The organism is Campylobacter sp. RM9334 (assembly GCF_020138145.1).
In the GTDB taxonomy this organism is placed as follows: Bacteria; Campylobacterota; Campylobacteria; order Campylobacterales; family Campylobacteraceae; genus Campylobacter_E.
In genome coordinates this window covers 124,448-143,704 of record NZ_JACGAX010000003.1, presented here as the reverse complement: position 1 = coordinate 143,704, position 19,257 = coordinate 124,448, and the positions used below count along the sequence as shown (strand labels likewise).

Here is a 19,257-nt window from a genome sequence, read left to right as displayed (position 1 = left end):
ACTTTTTTAAACTTATTGATTTTAAAGTTCCATTTGATTTACTTCACGCCAAGCTTCAAGCAAACCATTAGCAACTTTCATAACTTCATCTAATTTAGCAGTATCACTATCAATTATTACCTTACTAAGTGTGCTAATTTGATGAGAATAAAGCCCTTGTAAATAATAACTAACATCGCCTTGACTAAAGTCTAAATAATTTAATAGCTCAACAAAAATTGCTGTGGCTTTTTTAATATTTTTACATTTGGCTTCTATATCGTTTTTTTCTATGGCTTTTTTGGCACGAGAGCAAAATCTAAGTATGCCCTCGTATAAAAGCTCAATCATTTTCTCATTACTCTCAATTGAAATATTGTTATGAGAATAACTCGCATAAGCATTACTTACCATTTATATTCCTTATTTATTAGCAAATGCTGCATTTGTTAAAGCTGTAATCGTTTGGCTTTGATTATCAAGCTTATTTAAAATAACATCATACATACTTAGTCTAGTAGCTAAAATCTCATATCTTTTCTCAATTTCTTCATTGGTTTTTTTGATTTCTTCATTTAGCTTCTTAACATCATTTTCTAAATTTTTATTATATTTAGTAAGAGTTCCATCAGTGCCTACCATACTATCTAAAGTATCTTTAAATGTTCTAAACACTCCTGTTTGCTCTGTTTTAATAGTTCTTATTGTTTTTTCTTCTAAACCAAGTTGTAATAACTTCTCGCTAGAACCACCTATTTCAAGTGCATTTTTTCCATCACTTGTAATAATAATATTATTTTCTTTACCTAATTTAGCCGTTACACCATCTATTTTCGCATCATTAATAGCTTCAATTAATTTATTTATATACTCTTCTTGAGTTACTTTGCTATCTTGTTCATTTAACTTATCTAGGAATTCTTTTTTAAAGGTAATTTCCTTACCATTTATCTTCAAATCCCCTTCAGCTAAAGCTACTTTTTGACTAATTGTCTTACTTGTAGTGCTTAATTCTTGGTATTTTACGCTACCTTGTAAGAAATTTTTAATTCCTTCGCTATTTTTCTTATAAGCTTCTTCAAATTTTGATTTTTTAAAAGTTAAAATTCCTTTTTCATTAAGCTCAAACCCCATACCAGATAAACTAATTCCATTTGAATCAGTCTTAGTAATCATTGATGATAACATTGTTTTTAGCTTACTTACTTCGCTAATTCCTTGCAAACTTCCTGCTGTTTTTTTCTCTTTATCAAAACCTGTTGAGGTAGCAAGAGAATTAACTATAGAATTATAATTCGTTGTAAAAGTAGTTAAATGCTCTGTTAAAGAATCTAAATCATCACTTACTTTAAAGTTGGTAATACCTTCTTTTTTAAGAGAAATTTTTGCCCCAATTATTAAATCATCAATAGTATTTGTGCTTCTGCTAATCTCAATACCTTCATAAATAAACTTAGCATCTTGCGCTGTTTGAACATGGTTTGATTTTGCATCAATTCCATCATATTTAGTTTGAGCAGCTTTTACATCTAATTCATTTATAAAATAATTTTCCCTAGAAGTTTCAAAAAATTCTTGAATTCCTTTCTTTTGTTCTTCTGTTAATTTATCAAAATCAGTAGCTTTATTTATACTAACTGCTTTCATTTGATTAGAGTTATCTTTGTATGAAATATTTAATTCTTCTCCGGTATTTTTAATATATTCAACCCAGTTTTTTGTTTGTTGAGTCATATCATTTTTATCTTTAAATTCAGCAAAAACTGCTTTTCTCTCATCATCACTTAACTTAGATAAATCTGTATCTTTATTAATAGTAAATTCAATATCCTTCTCAACAATTGTATCGGTACCATTTGGGTCATTTACAAAAGCTTTATATGTTAATTTTTTTTCATTACTTAATTCAGAAACTTGTTTTTGAATATTTTCTAAGTATCCACTACCACCTAAAATAACTTTAGATGCGTCTAATTGCTCGTTAGCTTTTTTAAGCTCTGTTTTAGCAGCACTAGCATTTGCAGCGTCTAATAAACCAAGCTTTTTAAGAACTGCTTTTGAAAACTCTGCTGCATTAGGGTCGTCAAGTTTAAAAGCACTTCCAAATACTATTTCATTATCAATTCCTGCTTCTTTACTTGTAATCATAAGCCTATAATTATCATGACCTGTATCTAAAACCTTAGTGCTTACAAAATCGCTTAATTTTTTATTGTTTTCATTTGTAGCTGATAGAATTTTGTCATTTAAAGTTTGTAAAGAATCCCCTGAATTTACCTTAATAGTAAATGTTTGTTTATTTACAGAGATTTTAAACTCTGCTTCTTTTAGCATTTCTTTTTGACCATCACTTTTAATAATACCAACATCGTTAAATATGCCATAAGTTTCGCTAGAAAAAGAATTAGTCTGATAAGCGTCTTTTGTAGCAAGTTGCTTAACATTAATATCAAAATCACTTACTTTAACACCCTTAGTAGTAGTCATACTAGCACTCTCACCTGTAGCATCTACTTTACTTTTAGAAAATGCTTCTCCTTCTACTAAAGAAGATATATCACCTTTAAAACTGCCTAAAAGTGTTGTTAAATCTGTTAAATCCTTTTGCTTTGCTTGTGTATCAGATAGTTTTTTATTAGGTATTGCTAATAAAGATTTTTGCTCGTTTGCTTTTAAAGCGTCATATTTTTCTTTAAATTGAAATTTATTAGCTCCTGCTATTAATCCTAAACCTGTTCCCATATTTAACTCCTTTTAAATTCTTTAAAGCAATTAACTCTTTTTATCAAAAATAATTCCTATTGCTTCTTTCATACTTTCGCTAAGCTTAATTACTTCTTCATTTGGAATTTTACGAATAATTTGACCTGATTTTGTAGCGATTACATCTACATACATTTGATTGATTTTATCGTTATAACCAAATCTTACATCAGTTTGTAACTCTTCCATATTTTCATTTAATTTTTTAATAGATTCATCAAGCTTTTCTTTTGTTATTTCCTTGTTTATTTCTTCATTTTTTTGCTTACCTGAATTTGTTTCAATATGAGTTTGCTCAACTGGGCGCATTTTAGTTGTTTCTGCACTAGCTTTTAGTTGAGTATCATATTGAGAACTCGCTGCTTTAAAAATCTCCATTACTATCTCCTTTTAATAAGCTTTTTTCTAAATCGGCTAAAGTTTAAAAAACTTCATAGCTTTTGAAAAATTTTTCATCATTTTCTAATAATTTTAAATCTATTAATTTATTTATTACATCTTTATTGCAATCAGTTGTGCTAGGCCATTCGCTTAAATAGCCATCTATTTCGCCTTTTGAATACGCTGCAACCAAAATCCCATTATCATCTATTTTAATATCAGTGCTAGGGTCGTAATTATTAAACGCTCTCCAAATTAACATATAAGGATTATTTAAATTAACTCCTTTATCAAATAAAACAACAATCCCACCTAAGTTATTTTTGCAAGCATTATAAATAGTGTCTAAATTATGCTTTCTATCTAAGCTTATACAAGTAATTTGTGTTTTTGCTTCTGGATAAAAAATGTTGTATTCATATAAACCAAATTCTTTTAAATCATCTAATAAATTTTTAAGATTTGGTTTAAAACTTGCTTTATCCATTTCTTGTTTTTCTACTTTAAAGGTATGAGCTTTATAAGTAGATTTTGAAGTAGCGTCAAGCCCTAACTTACCACCCATACCTAATTTAGTGCTAGAATGATCTAGTTCATCGCATAATCCATAACTTAATAATAATTTTTTAGGAGAGAAATTATTTAAAATATATTCTGTAATTTTAGGATAATCATTCAGACTAGGTGCATTCTCATCTACAAAAATAGCATTTTTTACAAAACTCATCTGCCCTACTCCCCAAAATGCGTGCATATTAGCTAATGCTAAACCATCATAATTGCTTTTTACTTTAGCTAAGATTAGATTATGAAAAACACCATTTTCAGGCATACAATAATCAATCAAATCAGGGCAAGTTGTCTTAAGTAATGGTAAAAATATTCTCTCTGTTCCATACCCCATCCATTTATCTTCTAAAGGTGGTTTACCAACTACGGTTGCATTATAAATTGGCTCATTTTTGCCTGTAATTTTTGTAATTTTCATAACAGGAAAATTACCTTGCGGAGTATAAAATCCCGTATGATCGCCAAATGGACCTTCAATAGCAAAATGATTTACATCAATTTCGCCTTCTATTACAAAATCACTATTACTTGGAACATACAAATCATTAGTATCACATTTAACTAATTTTGCTCCTTGTTTTTTAATAAATCCATAAAGCATTAATTCAAATATACCTTTAGGCAATGGTGCTTGAGCGCAAAATATATGAAGTGGGTCATCGCCTATTGCAATAGCTATTGGCATTTTTTTATTTGCAGCTTTATATTCGTAAAAGAAATTATTAGCATCTTTATGAAGTTGAAAATGCATTATCAAATGCCCTTCATCTAATACTTGCAAACGATACATTCCTAAATTATTTTGCTTACCATCAAGACTTTTGGTATAAACCTGACCCATCGTAATAAATGCACCTGCATCTTTTTCCCAAGTTTTAAGGATTGGAATTTGATTTAGAGAATATGTTTTTTGCTTACAAGGTGCGTTTTTGTTTATTTCTCTTTTTGGAGCTATATTTTTTAAAGAAAATAATTTATTTGCAAGGTTTAATTTAGCACCAAATGTAGGTGGAATATGTAGCTTTAATAAGCTCTCAATCTCATCTGCAATCTCATCAGGATTTTTACCTAAAACCAAATTAAGTGCTTTGCTATTTGCAAAAACATTCATAATAATTGGCATATCATAATTTATATTGCCTTTTTTTGGGTTTGTAAATAACAAAACTTTTGAATCACTCTTTTTAGCTTCTAAATAAGCTAAATGAGCGATTTCTAACTCAACATCTAAAGGTGTATTTATAATCTTTAAAAGATTTTCTTTTTTTAATTTTTCTATATAATTTTTCATAGCATTTCTTTTAATAATTCTTCATTTTCAGCTAGAATTTCTAAAGCTCCGTGTTTTATAAATTCTTTCGCTAAAACTACCCCAAAATCACTTGCATTTGCTTGATTAATCTTTCTTTGCATTTTTATAATTTTACTAGCATCAATTAAGCCAATAATCGCATTTACGCAAATAATCTCATCATCAATAAAAGATGCATTAATTCCTATTGGAGCACCACAACCACCATTTAAAGTAGCAGTAAAATCACGCTCAATTTTGCATAATAATGCTGTTTTAGGGCAATTTAATTTAGATACAAGATTTAACACCTTTTCATCATTAATACTCTCAATCGCAACAGCACCTTGACCTGCTGAAGGTATCATAATTTTTGTATCTAAAATCTCATAATTTAACTCATCTAAAAGATTTAATCTCTTAAGTCCTGCATAAGCTAAAACTATCGCATCAAATTCACCATCTTTTAATTTTTTAAGTCTAGTTTGTAGATTTCCCCTTAATGAGTGAATAGAAAAATCATCTCTAATTAATCTTAATTGCATTTGACGGCGAAGACTTGTTGTGCCAATTTTTGCACCTTGTTTTAGTTCATTTAATGATTTTTCATTTCCACGAAAAACCACAACATCATTAGGAGTTTCTCTTTTGCAAATACTAGCAAGTTTAAAATCATACGCCAAACTTGCCCCAACATCTTTTAAAGAATGAACGCTAATTTGTGCAAGCCCATCGTGCATTGCGTTTTCTAATTCTTTAATAAACAAATTCTTCCCACCAATTTTTGCTAAAGGAGTATCTAAAATAACATCTCCTTTAGTGCTAAGCTCTAATAATTCTATATTTAAACTAGGCTCAATTTCTTGTAATTTCGCCTTTACAAATTCGCTTTGCCATAAAGCAAGTAATGATTTTCTAGTAGCTATTTTCATATTTTTCCTTTAAGATTGTTGTTTTATTCTGCAAACTAATGCTTCTTGTAAAAGTGTTCTTGCAACCACTTTTTCTTCTTTTACCATTTTGATATTGTCGCCTAAATCTTCAAATATTTTATATTCATCTTTATTTATTCTAATTATTACATTAGCATTTGGGTCATAATCAAGTATTTTTTTACTAACTACTTCTAAGACTTGTTCGTTTGAAATAGTAACGATTACTGCTGCACTTGTTTTAATACTAGCATTATCAAAACTTGTATTTTGCTCTGCACTAGCATAAAAAACATTTTCTCCCCTACTTTGTCCAAGCTCAACTAAACTCATATCATTTTCTAGCACGATATAAGGAATGCCTTGAGTTTTTAATCTTAGCACAACTTCTTGACCAAGTGAGCCATATCCAAATATTACAAAATGTCCGCTCATTGATTCAATCTTAGGAGCTACGGTAATTATCTCATCATTAGTAATACTTGCAAGAGATTTTATATTTTTTAAAATAAAAGGAGATAAAACCATACTTAAAATTACTGATAAAGTAAGCATTTGAGCTGTATTTGTATCTAGCATTTTATTTGCAACCAATAAAGTAAATATTGCTAAAGCAAATTCTCCAATTTGACTAACGCTTAATGCAGTTTTTAACGAATCACTTTTAGTACTTCCAAGACTTAATAATAAAAATATACATAAAGTCTTAATTAGCATAATACCAATTGTAAGTGCAATTATTATATACCAATACTGAATGATAATATTTATATTAATTTGAAGCCCAACGGTTATGAAAAAAAATCCTAATAACAAATCTCTAAACGGGATTAAGTCAGCTTCTATTTGGTGTTTAAATTCAGTTTCTGCTATCATCATTCCTGCAATAAATGCACCAAGTGAATATGAAAACCCAAAAAATGAAGCTAAAAACGAAGCACCAACGACAGTGAAAAGTATCGTTGCTATGAATATTTCTTGAGAATTTGTTTTTAATACAAAATAAAGCACCCTGCTATAAATATATTTTCCAATTAAAAATAATAATAAAAGCACAATAAAAGCTGATATTAAAGTCTTAACAACTAAAGTGCTAATTGCAACTCCATCTTGATTGAAAATATCAATCATCAATAATAGTGGAATTACTGCAATATCTTGAAATAATAATATTCCTAAAGCTTTTCTTCCATATCGCTGATTTATGTCTTGATTTTCATTTAGTATTTTTAAGACTATTGCAGTTGATGAAAGTGAAATTGTAAAGCCAATAATTAAAGCAATATCATCAGCTATATTAAATGCGTGGTGCAAAATTACTGCAAATACAATTCCACATATTCCCATCTGTAAAGCACCATTTATAAATACATCGGTTTTCATAGTTAAAAGGTGTTTGATAGAGAACTCAAGTCCTATGGTAAACATTAAAAATACTATTCCAAATTCTGCAATGTGGCTTAATTGTTCTGAAGTGGTTACGAAAAATACTTCTTCAATAATAAAGCCAGTTGCAATATAACCAATAATTGTTGGTATGCTAAATTTTTTAAGCACTACATTTAAAATAATCGCAATAGCACTTGTAATTAAAAATATTTCTAAGAACTCTTGCATTAGCTACTACCTTTATCATCATAAAATATCACATCGTATTTTTGATTTTGTTTAATTAAGGCGTTTTTCTTAGGCTTTTCTTTTAAACCACTTAGCATTTCTTCATAATCTGCTATTTGACTTTTAAGCTCTAAAATAATGCTAACTCCAGCTAAATTTACCCCCAAATCCCTTGTAAATCTTAAGATTAATTTAATTCTATCTACATCTCTTTGCGAATACATTCTAACCTTTCCACAGGTTCTATTAGGCTCAATCAAGCCTTCTCTTTCATATTGTCTTAGAGTTTGTGGATGAATATTTAATTGCTTTGATACTACAGAAATTAAAAATACCGGTTCATCATAGTGCATATTTCCTCCTTTTTATAAATAATCTTTTAAAGCTTTAACCAACTTATCATCAAGCGTATTAATATCAGGTAAAACCACCTTAGCTCTTAAGAATAAATCCCCTTGATTTTTAGAATATGAATTATAAATTCCCCTACCTTTAACACGGATTAATCCACCATTTTTTACATTTTCTTTTAAAGTTACTTTTAAGCCTTGCTCTTTTGGAGTATCAAACTCAACTTTACCACCAAATAAAGCTATTTTTAAAGGAATTTCAAGTTCTTTTGTCAAGTCATCTCCATCACGCTCATACTCTTTTGAATGCTCTATTTTAATAGTTGCTTTTAATGTTAGATTGTCTTTTTGCATAGTTATTTCTTGATTATTTAATACGCCTGATTTAATCTCTACATCAAAACTAACACCCCTTACATTAATACTTCTAGTAGTTCCTAAAACAGATTCTAAAAAACTTATTTTTAACTCAACTTGAGCTGGTTTATTATAAGACCTACTTTGCCCTGCTCCAAAACCAAAATGAGAAAATATATCCTCAAATCCACCACTAAAACCGCTTGAATTAAAATTAAAGCCATCAAATCCACCAAAAGAAGGATTATCATAAGCTCTTCTTTTATCTTCATCGCTTAACACTTCGTAAGCTTCAGTAATTTCTTTAAATTTTTCTTCAGCACCCTTGTCTTTATTCACATCAGGATGATATTTTCTAGCTAAACTTCTATATGCTTTTTTTATTGTGTCAGTACTTGCGTCTTTTTTAACGCCTAATATGTCGTAATAATTCTTCATCTTTTAATCCTATAATAATAAAAATTTTTGAGTAATATTAGCTAGTTAAGCTTAATAGAGTTTAACCACTTACTATCAACTCTTAAATTATACTTAAAGGAGTAAAAATGCAAAAATGTATATTAGTAATTACCGATGGTATCGGATTAAACGATAGATTAGAATACAATTCTTTTTATCACGCAAAAAAACCAAATTATGATTTTTTAAACCAAAATGCAAAATTTTCAAGACTTAAAACAAGTGGCGATGCAGTAGGTCTTCCAGATGGTCAAATGGGAAATAGTGAAGTAGGACATATGAGTATTGGAAGTGGTAGGGTTATTTATCAAAATCTAGTTAGAATTGATAACGCTATTAAGGATAAAAGCCTAGAAAATATTAGTATTTTAAAAGACTTTTTGAAAAAATATAAAAATATTCATATAATAGGTTTATATAGCGATGGTGGAGTGCATTCAAGTTATATTCACTTTAACGAAATTGCTAAAATTGCAAGCGTTAATAATAATATTTTTATGCACTTAATAAGTGATGGAAGAGATGTTAAACCAAATTCTTTTAAAGATTTTATAAAAAATAATCCAAGTTTTATAACTCCAAGCAGTATTTCAGGTAGATTTTATGCTATGGATAGGGATAATAACTTAGATAGAACAAACGAATATATAAATATGCTTTTTAGCAAAGCAAATAAAAGTGATTTAGAACAATACATAAACGATAATTATGAGAATAAAATTTATGATGAGTTTTTTAAGCCACTTAATCTTGGTTTTGATGGCATTGGTAAAGATGATGGAGTTATTATCATTAATTATAGAAGCGATAGAGCAAGGCAAATTGCAAGTGAGCTAAAAAATCGTTTAAGTAAAAATCAAGTTTTGTGTATGTGTGAATATGATGAAAAACTTGACTTAGGCGTGATTTTTCCAAAAATTGATATTAAAAACACCTTAGCTGAAGTCTTAAGCAAAAATAATTTAAGGCAATTTCACACAGCAGAAACAGAAAAATATGCCCATGTTAGCTTTTTCTTTAATGGCGGGGTAGAGAAAGAATTTCTTAATGAAAAGCGTGTATTAATCCCAAGCCCAAAAGTAAAGAGCTATGATGAATTACCACAAATGAGTGCTTATTTAGTTTGTGATGAAGTAATTAAGGCTATGAATGATGGTTTTGATTTTATCGTAGTTAATTTTGCAAATGGCGATATGGTAGGTCATACAGGAAATTATGAAGCTTGTATTAAAGCGGTTGAGTGCGTTGATGAATGCTTAGGTAAAATTATTAAAGCTTGTAAAGAAAATAATTATGCTATGCTACTAACTTCAGATCACGGAAACTGCGAAGATATGAAAGATTTAAATGGCAATATTTTAACAAATCATACAACTTATAATGTTGGCTGCTGGCTTTATAATTATCATAAAGATAGTAATTTAAAAGATGGCTCATTAGCAAATATTGCTGCTAGCGTGCTAAAAATACTAAATTTAAATAAGCCTAGCGAAATGGAAGAAGCTTTATTTTAAATCTTTATTCCTAGTTCAAATTCTTTAAAAAATTAATGGAATTTGAATTAGGATTTTAATAAATTTAAATATATTTTATTATTATCATTTTTTAATCATCATAAACTATATCCGATAAAACTGCATATTTTAACAATTCATTATAACTTGTTTTCATTTTAATTCTTCTTTTAATTTATTTAAATAATTTTTATAAATATCATTAGAGCAACTACCACTGCTAGAATAATTACCTAAATCAAGATAATAATTATCAACAAATAACCTAGCAAAAGAATCATAAATTCTATCAAAATCAGGATGCTCTGGAAGTTTAAGCTGTACATATGATTTTGCGTAACTACAATCCACAAAATAACCATAAATATCATAATTTATTAATTTATCTTTACTAAGTCTAGTTGGTAATTTTGAAGCTTTTTCTTCAAAACTTTTTTCATGATAATCTTCATATATTTGCACTTCTTTATCAACTATTAAATTTACACTTTTAAAAAACTTACCATCTATCGTATAGTTTTCTTTTTTAATTGTGCTTAATAATAAGGTATTTGGTTTTTTAAGTTCTGTTACTTCGTGCTTTGGACTTTGCTGTAAATTAAAATGACTTATTAATAATATTCCGTGAAAAGCAATCATTAAAAATGAGAAAAAATAAAAGATAACTTTAATAAATTTTTGATTTTGTTTCATTATAAATTTATAGATTAGTATAATAGGAAAACACAATATAAAAGGAAAAATTATTTGAAAAATCAATGTATTTAGAGCAAAATCAGGATTATTGCTTTTAGCACTTAAAACCAAATAAAAAAATAAAATATATAAAGCTGTTATAAATCTAGGATAGAGCTTTAATCCTATAAAAAATGTAAGGGCAAAAAGCATAGGATAGGTAAGGAATGGCACATAAATTATAGGAATTAAAATACTAATAATCCCACCAGCTAAATCGTGTAAATTATCTAAAAAATACGCTAGATATATTAAAAACTCATTCATATCCTACCTTTAAAAATAAAGTTTAGTATAGTAAATATATATTCATTAACTTTAAAAATAATTATTAAAATTATGTTACTTTTCATAATAAATAATATTAAAAAATATTTTTTGATTTAATTTCAAATTCATAATTCAAATTCTTTTAAAAGATAGATAGCAAAAGTTTAATTAATATAATCACTAAAATCTCTTTTGCTAAAATCAAACATTTATTATCCTTTCACTTAAAATCTTTTCAATTTTCTTTTGTTGTTTTGCTATGTATTTTTCACCTAGTGGTTGTGCTTCTTCTCTAAATTCCATTTCAAATCCGCCTTTACTCATTGCAGAATACTTTTGTCTAAACTCTGTATATAAAAAATAAACCGATAAATCATCAATAAAAGGCAATGAAACCAGCTTGGTTTTAGTTTGATATATTGTGTAAGTTTTTAAGTTTTTACCATTTAATAAAAACAATATTAAATAACTTGATAAAATATCTAATATACAAAGTGCAAAAAACACAGGAAAGAATATTATTTTACCTAGTGGGTAATCTAGCTTATAGCTCAAACTTTTTCCTTCCATTTCTTTAGTATTAAAAGAATCTTTATCAAATATATATGAATAAGCTAAAGCAGGTCGTTTAGATTGCAATCTAAAAACTATATCACTTTTATTTATTGTTGTAGTTACTTTCTTATAACTTTTTGCTATACCAAAAACACCTGCTTCATCTATTGTATATGTTTCAAAATATATCTTTTCATTATCTACGCTAATATAAAAATCATTATTTTTAACAAATCTAAGCCTTTTTATTTGTCTAAGGTTTAAAAAGAATATAATAAAAAATATACTATGAAGTATTGCTTCATCCATCCTTTTTATCCACCACAAATCCGACATTCTTGGTGTTGGTCTATTATATAGCATGATTAAGTTATCTATACTTTTATAAAGTGTATAAAACGCAATAAAAGTCAAAAAAATTTCAATAATAAATCTAATAAGCTCTAAGCTATATAAATAATCGTTTTTTATTTTATAATCTTTTAAATTGTCTATATTCAAATTTATCCTTTATTTTTAATAAGATTAATTATATGAAATAAAAATAAAAATTCATAAAATTATTAATATATGTTACTTTTTATAATAAATAATATTAAAAAATATTTTTTATTTAATTTCAAATTCATAATTCAAATTCTTTTAAAATATAAACAATAAAAATTTATAAAATTTATAATAAAGTTAGTTAGTGGTATAAAATATTTTAGAATTTAAATTAGGATTTTAATATATTAATTTAGTCCTTAAATTTTGTAAATTCCTAAAATTATGAATAAAACTACACATTCATTAGTTGCTTATGATTTTATATAAAATAAAAAGGAAAAACTTTATTAATTTAAGTTTTTCCAAATTAATCAATCATCAGTTAAAGCAACTGCAGGGATTAGCTTACTAGCTTGTTTAGCAGGAAAATATCCAAAAAATAAACCAACTAAAGTGCTACTTAAAAACCCTAACATAATAGCATCAAAATCAACTATCATTTTAATAGGAGCGTCAAGTAAATTAATGCCATAAACAAGCATTAAAGCAATCATTACACCAATACTAGCAGCCACGCTACAAAGCACAACCGATTCAATCAAAAACCCCGTGCTAATATAAGATGGACTTGCTCCGATTGCAAGTTTTACCCCTATTTCTTTCGTTCGCTCTTTTACAACGACAAGCATAATATTCATAACGCCAATTCCACCAACAATCATAGCAATAAATGCAATACCAAAAATCATTAAACTAAGTGTATTTGTAGTGCTTTCTATACTTTTTTTAATAGCGTCTTGATTAAAGGTCAAAATTGAATTAGCACCCTTTTTAATCTCTAAAATCTGTTTAATGCTATTATCAGCTAATTCGCTATTTACATCATCTTTAAGCAATACGACAATACGCCTAATATGTTTATTACCATCAAATTTATTGCTAATTGTGCTATTTGGAACATAAACTCTAATATCAAAACCATCTCGCTCATTTTTATCTTTTTTAAGAACTCCAATTACTCTTAATGGCTGACCTTTTAGATATATTATTTTATTTAATGGACTTTCTATTTTAAATAAAGTTTTAGCTAAATTCTCACTAATTACACATACATTCTTAGCGTCTTGTTCTTCTTGCTCGGTAAAAAATCTACCTTCTTTCATCTCCTTAGCACTAATTTGTAAAAAATTCGCAAAAACCCCTGTAGCATCAGTATCTACTTCGTTTTTTAAATAAGTAATATAAGCACCACTTAAACCACTCTCAACCCCAACTTCTTTTACAAAATCAAGCCTTTTAATAAGCTCTAAATCTTGGTATGTTAAATCCTTAATCCTACCTGCATTCCTATCTCCAAATCTTGAGCCTTTATGAACTATAATTGTATTTGTCCCAAGTGATTTTATCTCTTCTAAAATATCAGCTTTTCCACCATTTCCTAAAGCTATCGTTGAAATTACTGAAGCAGTAGCGATTATAAGCCCTAGCATAGTAAGAAATGACCTTAATTTATTTGTGATTAGATTATTTAATGCAAGTTTTACATTTTGAGAAAAAAAGCTAAAACTAGCTATAAATCTATCTTTAAAATTAGCTTTATTTAAATTATCTTCATTTAAATTGCTTGTTTTAAATTCTTTGACATTTTCATCGCTAATGATAACTCCATCTTTCATTTTGATAATTCTAGTTGCGTATTTACATAAACTCTCATCGTGAGTTACTAAAATAACCCCAACTCCGTTTTCATTTAGCTCCTTTAGAATTTGCATAAGCTTTATTCCATTTGCACTATCAAGCGCTCCTGTTGGCTCATCTGCTAATATAAAATTTGCATCATTTATAAGTGCTCTTGCCACACTTACACGCTGTTGCTGACCACCACTTAAATGTGCTGCTTTTTTATGAGTATGTTCGCTAAGTTCTAATTTTTCTAATAATTTTTTAGCTTTTTGAATACTAGTTTGTTTGTTTTTCTTAGCATATAAAGCTCCCATTATTACATTTTCTAATACACTTTGTAAGGGCATTAAATTGTATCTTTGAAATATAAAACCTAAATTATCTCTTCTAAAGGCTGATTTTTCTTCACTATTTAAAGAATACAAATTCTTATCATAAAATATATATTCTCCGCTACTTGGCTCATCAATTAAGCCTATCATATTAAGCAAGGTGCTTTTTCCTGAACCACTTTTGCCTAATAATATTACAAACTCGCCTTTTTTTATCTCAATATTTATATCTTTTAATACTTGAGTTGAGCCATAAAATTTATTTAGATTGCTTATCTTTATCATTAGTTATTACCACTTCATCATCATCATTTAAGCCACTTGTAATTTCTATATTAAAATTATCGCTCTTACCTAAGGTTATATATGCTTTTTTATAGCCTATCTCGCTATTATCTTTAATATTTACAAAATAACCTTGATTGTCTTTATTAATATAATTAATAGGTAAAGTTAAAGCATTTACTACCTTATCAATTTCTATGGTATTTTGAACATCTATTCCTATTTTTAATTCAGGGTTATTATTTACAAAATATCTAGCATAATAATAAACAGCCCCACTTGAAGTAGCATTATCAATAACACTAACATCAGCACTATCAATACTATTTATACTAGCTTCTTTAGTGCTAGATCCATCACTTAATGGAGTATATGTGATTTTTTGCCCTACTTTTAATAAGCTAACATCATTTTGTGCTATTTGCATTCTTACTTCCATCTCATCTAAATTAGCTAATTTAATTAGTGTTGGTGAGCTTTGCTTTGAGTTAATTGTCTGACCTAAACTAGCATAAACACCTATTACACTACCATCAATAGGGGCTTTTACTATTGTTTCATCTAAGCTTTCTTGCATAGTAGAAATATTTGCATTTGTTTGAATTATTTGAGCTTTTATTGAGCTAAGTTTTGCTTTTGCGTTGTAATAATTAGTTTTTGCGTTTAAATAATTTTCTTTAGAGCTAGCACCCTTACTTAATAACTTTTCTTGAGTTTGAAGTTTTACATATAATTCGTTTAAATATACTCTAGCTGCTTCTTCTTCATCATTTAAACTAATTAATTTACTTTTTTCTATAGCCAAATCATTCTTAGCTTTTTCATCATCTAAAATAGCAATAATATCGCCTTTTTTAAGCTTATCTCCTAGCTTTACACGAAATTCTTTAATTTCTCCATTTGCTAAAGTTGCAACATTTACCAAAGAAGGAGAATAAGCCTTGCCTACTGCTTCAACATTAATTGATAAATCCATTCTTTTTGGTTTAATAATTCTAAAATTATTATTAGTTTCATCATTACTAAAATATGCAAAACTAAATATGCCTATAATTATTACTATCAAAATAGCTAGTATTTTTTTCATTTTATCCCTTCTTTAATTTATTTTTGCTAAAATCTCAATTTTTAAAATATTTATCAAAAAAGGTTAATAAATGGCAGAAAACGAAGAAGTTGTAGCACCAAAATCAAAAGGTTCTAGTTTGGTTTTAATTTTAGTAACCGTTTTATTACTTGTTGTATTAATCATAGGCGGTTTAGTTATATTTTTATTAATGGGAAGTGGCGATGAAGAAAAGGCTGATGAAAGTGTAAAAACCGAGCAAGTTGAAAAAAAACCTGCTAAGAAAAAGAACGAAATGTCAGCTGATGTTGGTGTTATTTATCCATTAGATGGCTTTACCGTGAATTTAGTAAGCGATAGTGGGACTAAATATTTAAAATGCAAAATTGAATTAGAGCAAAATATAGAAACACTAACACCAGAACTTGATAAAAAAATACCTATTATTAAAGATAAAATAATAGAAACTCTAAGTTCAAAAAGTGTAGAAGAAATAAGCACAGGAAAAGGCAAAGAAAGATTAAAAGAAGAAATTATCAATAAAATTAATGAAGTATTAAATGATGGCTTTATCAAAAATATTTATTTTACTGATTTTGTGATTACTTGATGATTGGTTGTGATATTGTTGAGATTGCTAGAGTTGAGAAAATTCTAGCTAAATCTCAAATTAAATTCTTAAAAAAAATCCTTACCGAAAACGAATTAAAAACTCTAAGTTCTAATTCAAATTCTATTGCAGGTTATTACGCAGCAAAAGAAGCAGCTAGTAAAGCTTTAGGCTGTGGAATTAGTAAAGATTGCTCTTTTATGGATATAGAAATTATAAAAAATAATCAAAATAGACCTAGTATTTTATTTAGTGAAAAAATTTTTAATAAATTTGGAGTAAAATCAGCTCATCTTAGTATTAGCCACGATGCAGGGATTGCAATGGCTGTTGTTATGCTGGAGAAATAAATTGAAAAATTATCTTGAATTATTAAAATATAGTAAGACTTTTAAAATTCTTATCCTAGTTCAATTCATAACTTATTTTGGGGCTTGGTTTTCACAAATTGGTGTTTATACTATGCTAATTGAGTTTGATTTTAGCGAGTTTAGTTGGAATATTTTAGGCTCTGAAATAAATCACGAAAGTATGAAAAAATGGGCTATATCTTTTTCTGCTGTATTTGCATTTTTGCCTACTATTTTAATGGCACCAATTAGTGGAATTATAATTGATAGTTTTAAGTCTAAAAAACTTTTATTATTATCAATTATCATTGAATTATTTTCAGTATTTTTACTAATTTTTATAAAAGACGCTAGTTATATTTTTATACTATTTTTACTAATTTTTATAAGACTTGCGGTTGCAAGTTTATATTTTCAAACTGAAATGAGTTTATTGCCACATATTTTTGATAAAGACAGATTAAAGCTAGCAAATGAGTTATTTTCAGTAGTTTGGGCTATTTCATACACTACAGGAATGGCAGTTGCTGGTATGTTTATACATTATTTTGGGGTTTATAATGCCTTTTTGCTTGATTGCTTTTTATTTTTAATTGGAATTACATTATTATTTTTTATAAAAATAGAAGTAAAAAATGAAAAATTTTATTTCAAAAATATCACAAAAATGGCTAAAGAAGGTTTGTTTTATTTACTAGGAAATAAAAAAATATTACATTTAATATTATTACACGCCTTTATAGGATTTACAGCTTATGATGCTTTGATTAATTTTTTAGCTGGATATGATTATTTAAATAAAGTATATTTTCTAAAAGAAATTCTAAGCACAGGTTTAATAATTGGACTTAGTAATGCAATTAGAGCTTTATCTTTAGTAGTTGGACCTTTAATTTTAAGTAAAGTCGTAAATCACAAAAGATTATTTTATTTTTTTATTTTACAAGGCTTAGGGATTATTACTTGGGCTTTACTTCAATTTAATTTCTGGGTATCTTTTATAGGTTTAATATTTGCTGGATTTTTTACTAGCACGATATGGTCTTATACTTATACAGCAATTCAAAACAATTGCGATAAAGAATATTATGGCAGAGTGATTGCTTATGTTGATATGATTTATATGAGCTTTTCATTAGCAATTACTTTACTAACTGGTTGGTTATTTGATAATAAAGTTGGCACTTTTTATATTACAATATTAATTGGAAGTTGCTTTATAATAGGTGCTTTTTATTGGTTATTTTATATAAGGAATTATGGATGCGAAAAGTAATTTTAATAGGTGCTAGCACAGGTGGTCCTAGTCAGATTAAGTATTTAATTCAAGATTTAAAACTTGTAAATACAACAATAGTTATTGCTCAACATATGCAAGCAAATTTTTTACCAAGTTACGCACATCAACTTGATAAAGAATGTTTAAGCGATGTTGCGTTATTAGAAAATCCTTGCTTTTTAGATGATAAAAAAATATATATTTGTCAATACAATACGGAGTTATTTTCAAATCTAAGGGCTAATTTTAATAATGGAGTTTTTCCATTTTGTCCTAATGTAGATTTATTGTTTAATAGTGCTTCAAAACTTACAAAAGACTATGAAATACTAGCAATATTATTAACAGGAATTGGAGATGATGGTGCTAAAGGCTTATTTGAACTATACAAAAAAGGCGCTAAGTGTATAGGCGAGAGTGAAAAATCTTGCATAGTTTATGGAATGCCAAAAAGAGCTTATGAATTAAATAATAATCTTTTACAACTTGACATTGAAGATATAAAAAAAGAAATTGTAAATTTCATTCAAAGGTAGGTTTTATGTTTAGTTTTTTATCAAATAAAAAAGATATAGAAAATCAACAAAAAGAAGAGTTTAAATTCCACGATGATAATTATGAGTTTGATATGCTTTTATTGAAAATTAGACAAGTTTGTGGAATTGATTTAGAAGTTAAAAAAACAACAATAAGACCAAAATTAATCAAATTTTGCACTAATAATAATTTAAGCTCTTTTTCTCAATTAACTAATAAAATGGATTTAAACCTTCCTATTAGACAAGAATTATTTGACTTAATAACGGTTTGTGAAACTTATTTTTATAGAGAACTAAAACAACTTAATGAATTAATTTATATCTTAAGAGCAGAACCTAGCAAAAGAAGAATTTTATGCGCTCCAAGCTCAAGTGGAGAAGAAGTATATTCAATACTAATGCTAGCAAATGAAGCAGGGATTACTAATCTTTCAATCTTAGGAATAGATATAAATGCTGAAATTATTCAAAAAGCAAGAGCTAGAAGATATTCAAAACGCTCATTATATAATCTAAATGATAATCTAATCAAAAAATACTTTGACCAAGACAATGATGAATATGTGATAAAAAGCCAATATTTTTCTAATGCTAAGTTTGAAGTTGTGAATGTATTTGATAAGAAATTTTTAGAATTAGGTAAATTTGATGTGATACTTTCAAGAAATATGATGATTTATTTTAATGAAGAATACAAATATCGCTTGGTTGATAATTTTGTCAAAAATCTCAATGATGGCGGAATGTTTTTCGCTGGACATGCTGATTTAGTTCCAAGTCATAATGAATTAAAAAAAGTATATGCAAATACTTGTACTTACTATGTAAAAGAATAATTAGAAATTAAATTC

The 19,257-nt window shown here is 27.3% G+C and carries 18 protein-coding genes; 6 read left to right on the top strand and 12 right to left on the bottom strand.

All coding sequences use genetic code 11. The features are described from left to right. Nucleotides 1-21 precede the first annotated feature (21 nt). The 8 genes from fliS to AVBRAN9334_RS02480 are packed head-to-tail and all read right to left on the bottom strand — an operon-like array spanning nucleotide 22 to nucleotide 8,678. Nucleotides 22-393 (bottom strand): flagellar export chaperone FliS, encoded by a 372-nt coding sequence (gene fliS, locus AVBRAN9334_RS02515; RefSeq protein ID WP_214116767.1) that lies wholly within the window; start codon nucleotides 391-393, stop codon nucleotides 22-24. 9 nt (nucleotides 394-402) lie between these two features. Beyond that, on the bottom strand, nucleotides 403-2,721 hold the full coding sequence (fliD, locus tag AVBRAN9334_RS02510; protein ID WP_336606934.1) for a flagellar filament capping protein FliD: 2,319 nt from the start codon (nucleotides 2,719-2,721) through the stop codon (nucleotides 403-405). A gap of 30 nt (nucleotides 2,722-2,751) precedes the next feature. Beyond that, a complete protein-coding gene (locus AVBRAN9334_RS02505; protein ID WP_214116763.1) occupies nucleotides 2,752-3,120 on the bottom strand; it encodes a flagellar protein FlaG in 369 nt (122 codons plus the stop codon). 43 nt (nucleotides 3,121-3,163) lie between these two features. Continuing rightward, complete coding sequence (locus AVBRAN9334_RS02500) at nucleotides 3,164-4,984, bottom strand: menaquinone biosynthesis decarboxylase (protein ID WP_336606933.1); 1,821 nt, start codon at nucleotides 4,982-4,984, stop codon at nucleotides 3,164-3,166. Continuing rightward, nucleotides 4,981-5,916, bottom strand: a complete 936-nt coding sequence (gene hemC, locus AVBRAN9334_RS02495; protein ID WP_336606932.1) for a hydroxymethylbilane synthase — start codon at nucleotides 5,914-5,916, stop codon at nucleotides 4,981-4,983. Before hemC ends, AVBRAN9334_RS02500 begins: the two co-directional genes overlap by 4 nt. Nucleotides 5,917-5,925: 9 nt before the next feature. Then, nucleotides 5,926-7,533 carry a cation:proton antiporter domain-containing protein gene (locus AVBRAN9334_RS02490; protein WP_239802713.1) on the bottom strand — a complete coding sequence of 536 codons (1,608 nt, stop codon included), beginning with the start codon at nucleotides 7,531-7,533 and terminating at the stop codon, nucleotides 5,926-5,928. Then, entirely contained in the window at nucleotides 7,533-7,886 is a 354-nt protein-coding gene (locus AVBRAN9334_RS02485) for a heat shock protein transcriptional repressor HspR (RefSeq protein ID WP_214116754.1), read from the bottom strand. Before AVBRAN9334_RS02485 ends, AVBRAN9334_RS02490 begins: the two co-directional genes overlap by 1 nt. A gap of 12 nt (nucleotides 7,887-7,898) precedes the next feature. After that, nucleotides 7,899-8,678, bottom strand: coding sequence for a DnaJ domain-containing protein (locus AVBRAN9334_RS02480; protein WP_214119978.1), 780 nt, complete (start codon nucleotides 8,676-8,678; stop codon nucleotides 7,899-7,901). 107 nt (nucleotides 8,679-8,785) lie between these two features. Between AVBRAN9334_RS02480 and gpmI the strand changes: the two genes are divergently transcribed. After that, nucleotides 8,786-10,213 carry a 2,3-bisphosphoglycerate-independent phosphoglycerate mutase gene (gene gpmI / locus AVBRAN9334_RS02475; protein ID WP_336606931.1) on the top strand — a complete coding sequence of 476 codons (1,428 nt, stop codon included), beginning with the start codon at nucleotides 8,786-8,788 and terminating at the stop codon, nucleotides 10,211-10,213. Between the two features lie 153 nt (nucleotides 10,214-10,366). Here gpmI and AVBRAN9334_RS02470 read toward each other — a convergent pair whose 3' ends face one another. From AVBRAN9334_RS02470 to AVBRAN9334_RS02455, 4 genes are all read right to left on the bottom strand, one after another. Beyond that, nucleotides 10,367-11,215, bottom strand: coding sequence for a hypothetical protein (locus AVBRAN9334_RS02470; protein WP_336606930.1), 849 nt, complete (start codon nucleotides 11,213-11,215; stop codon nucleotides 10,367-10,369). A 204-nt stretch (nucleotides 11,216-11,419) separates the two neighbouring features. Further along, nucleotides 11,420-12,274 (bottom strand): hypothetical protein, encoded by an 855-nt coding sequence (locus tag AVBRAN9334_RS02465; protein ID WP_336606929.1) that lies wholly within the window; start codon nucleotides 12,272-12,274, stop codon nucleotides 11,420-11,422. A 359-nt stretch (nucleotides 12,275-12,633) separates the two neighbouring features. After that, nucleotides 12,634-14,562 carry an ABC transporter permease gene (locus AVBRAN9334_RS02460; protein WP_214120042.1) on the bottom strand — a complete coding sequence of 643 codons (1,929 nt, stop codon included), beginning with the start codon at nucleotides 14,560-14,562 and terminating at the stop codon, nucleotides 12,634-12,636. Then, nucleotides 14,537-15,649 (bottom strand): efflux RND transporter periplasmic adaptor subunit, encoded by a 1,113-nt coding sequence (locus tag AVBRAN9334_RS02455; protein WP_214116742.1) that lies wholly within the window; start codon nucleotides 15,647-15,649, stop codon nucleotides 14,537-14,539. The genes AVBRAN9334_RS02460 and AVBRAN9334_RS02455 overlap by 26 nt, the downstream gene beginning before the upstream one ends. A gap of 70 nt (nucleotides 15,650-15,719) precedes the next feature. Here AVBRAN9334_RS02455 and fliL point away from each other — a divergent pair, with 70 nt between their 5' ends. The 5 genes from fliL to AVBRAN9334_RS02430 are packed head-to-tail and all read left to right on the top strand — an operon-like array spanning nucleotide 15,720 to nucleotide 19,242. Next, nucleotides 15,720-16,238: a flagellar basal body-associated protein FliL gene (fliL, locus tag AVBRAN9334_RS02450; protein WP_214116740.1), complete on the top strand. Its 519-nt coding sequence runs from the start codon at nucleotides 15,720-15,722 to the stop codon at nucleotides 16,236-16,238. Next, complete coding sequence (gene acpS / locus AVBRAN9334_RS02445) at nucleotides 16,238-16,588, top strand: holo-ACP synthase (RefSeq protein WP_214116738.1); 351 nt, start codon at nucleotides 16,238-16,240, stop codon at nucleotides 16,586-16,588. Before fliL ends, acpS begins: the two co-directional genes overlap by 1 nt. Nucleotide 16,589: 1 nt before the next feature. After that, nucleotides 16,590-17,864, top strand: coding sequence for an MFS transporter (locus AVBRAN9334_RS02440; protein ID WP_239802719.1), 1,275 nt, complete (start codon nucleotides 16,590-16,592; stop codon nucleotides 17,862-17,864). Further along, entirely contained in the window at nucleotides 17,852-18,403 is a 552-nt protein-coding gene (locus AVBRAN9334_RS02435; RefSeq protein ID WP_214120045.1) for a CheB methylesterase domain-containing protein, read from the top strand. Before AVBRAN9334_RS02440 ends, AVBRAN9334_RS02435 begins: the two co-directional genes overlap by 13 nt. Nucleotides 18,404-18,408: 5 nt before the next feature. Further along, nucleotides 18,409-19,242, top strand: coding sequence for a CheR family methyltransferase (locus tag AVBRAN9334_RS02430; RefSeq protein WP_214116732.1), 834 nt, complete (start codon nucleotides 18,409-18,411; stop codon nucleotides 19,240-19,242). Nucleotides 19,243-19,257 lie beyond the last annotated feature (15 nt).

Coding starts and splice junctions, on each gene's coding strand:
- AVBRAN9334_RS02470 (WP_336606930.1), bottom strand. CDS start 11,215: ATGAATGAGTTTTTAATATATCTAGCGTATTTTTTAGATAATTTACAC.
- AVBRAN9334_RS02455 (WP_214116742.1), bottom strand. CDS start 15,649: ATGAAAAAAATACTAGCTATTTTGATAGTAATAATTATAGGCATATTT.
- acpS (WP_214116738.1), top strand. CDS start 16,238: ATGATTGGTTGTGATATTGTTGAGATTGCTAGAGTTGAGAAAATTCTA.
- AVBRAN9334_RS02490 (WP_239802713.1), bottom strand. CDS start 7,533: ATGCAAGAGTTCTTAGAAATATTTTTAATTACAAGTGCTATTGCGATT.
- AVBRAN9334_RS02485 (WP_214116754.1), bottom strand. CDS start 7,886: ATGCACTATGATGAACCGGTATTTTTAATTTCTGTAGTATCAAAGCAA.
- AVBRAN9334_RS02435 (WP_214120045.1), top strand. CDS start 17,852: ATGCGAAAAGTAATTTTAATAGGTGCTAGCACAGGTGGTCCTAGTCAG.
- gpmI (WP_336606931.1), top strand. CDS start 8,786: ATGCAAAAATGTATATTAGTAATTACCGATGGTATCGGATTAAACGAT.
- fliL (WP_214116740.1), top strand. CDS start 15,720: ATGGCAGAAAACGAAGAAGTTGTAGCACCAAAATCAAAAGGTTCTAGT.
- AVBRAN9334_RS02505 (WP_214116763.1), bottom strand. CDS start 3,120: ATGGAGATTTTTAAAGCAGCGAGTTCTCAATATGATACTCAACTAAAA.
- AVBRAN9334_RS02500 (WP_336606933.1), bottom strand. CDS start 4,984: ATGAAAAATTATATAGAAAAATTAAAAAAAGAAAATCTTTTAAAGATT.
- AVBRAN9334_RS02480 (WP_214119978.1), bottom strand. CDS start 8,678: ATGAAGAATTATTACGACATATTAGGCGTTAAAAAAGACGCAAGTACT.
- AVBRAN9334_RS02430 (WP_214116732.1), top strand. CDS start 18,409: ATGTTTAGTTTTTTATCAAATAAAAAAGATATAGAAAATCAACAAAAA.
- fliS (WP_214116767.1), bottom strand. CDS start 393: ATGGTAAGTAATGCTTATGCGAGTTATTCTCATAACAATATTTCAATT.
- AVBRAN9334_RS02460 (WP_214120042.1), bottom strand. CDS start 14,562: ATGATAAAGATAAGCAATCTAAATAAATTTTATGGCTCAACTCAAGTA.
- hemC (WP_336606932.1), bottom strand. CDS start 5,916: ATGAAAATAGCTACTAGAAAATCATTACTTGCTTTATGGCAAAGCGAA.
- fliD (WP_336606934.1), bottom strand. CDS start 2,721: ATGGGAACAGGTTTAGGATTAATAGCAGGAGCTAATAAATTTCAATTT.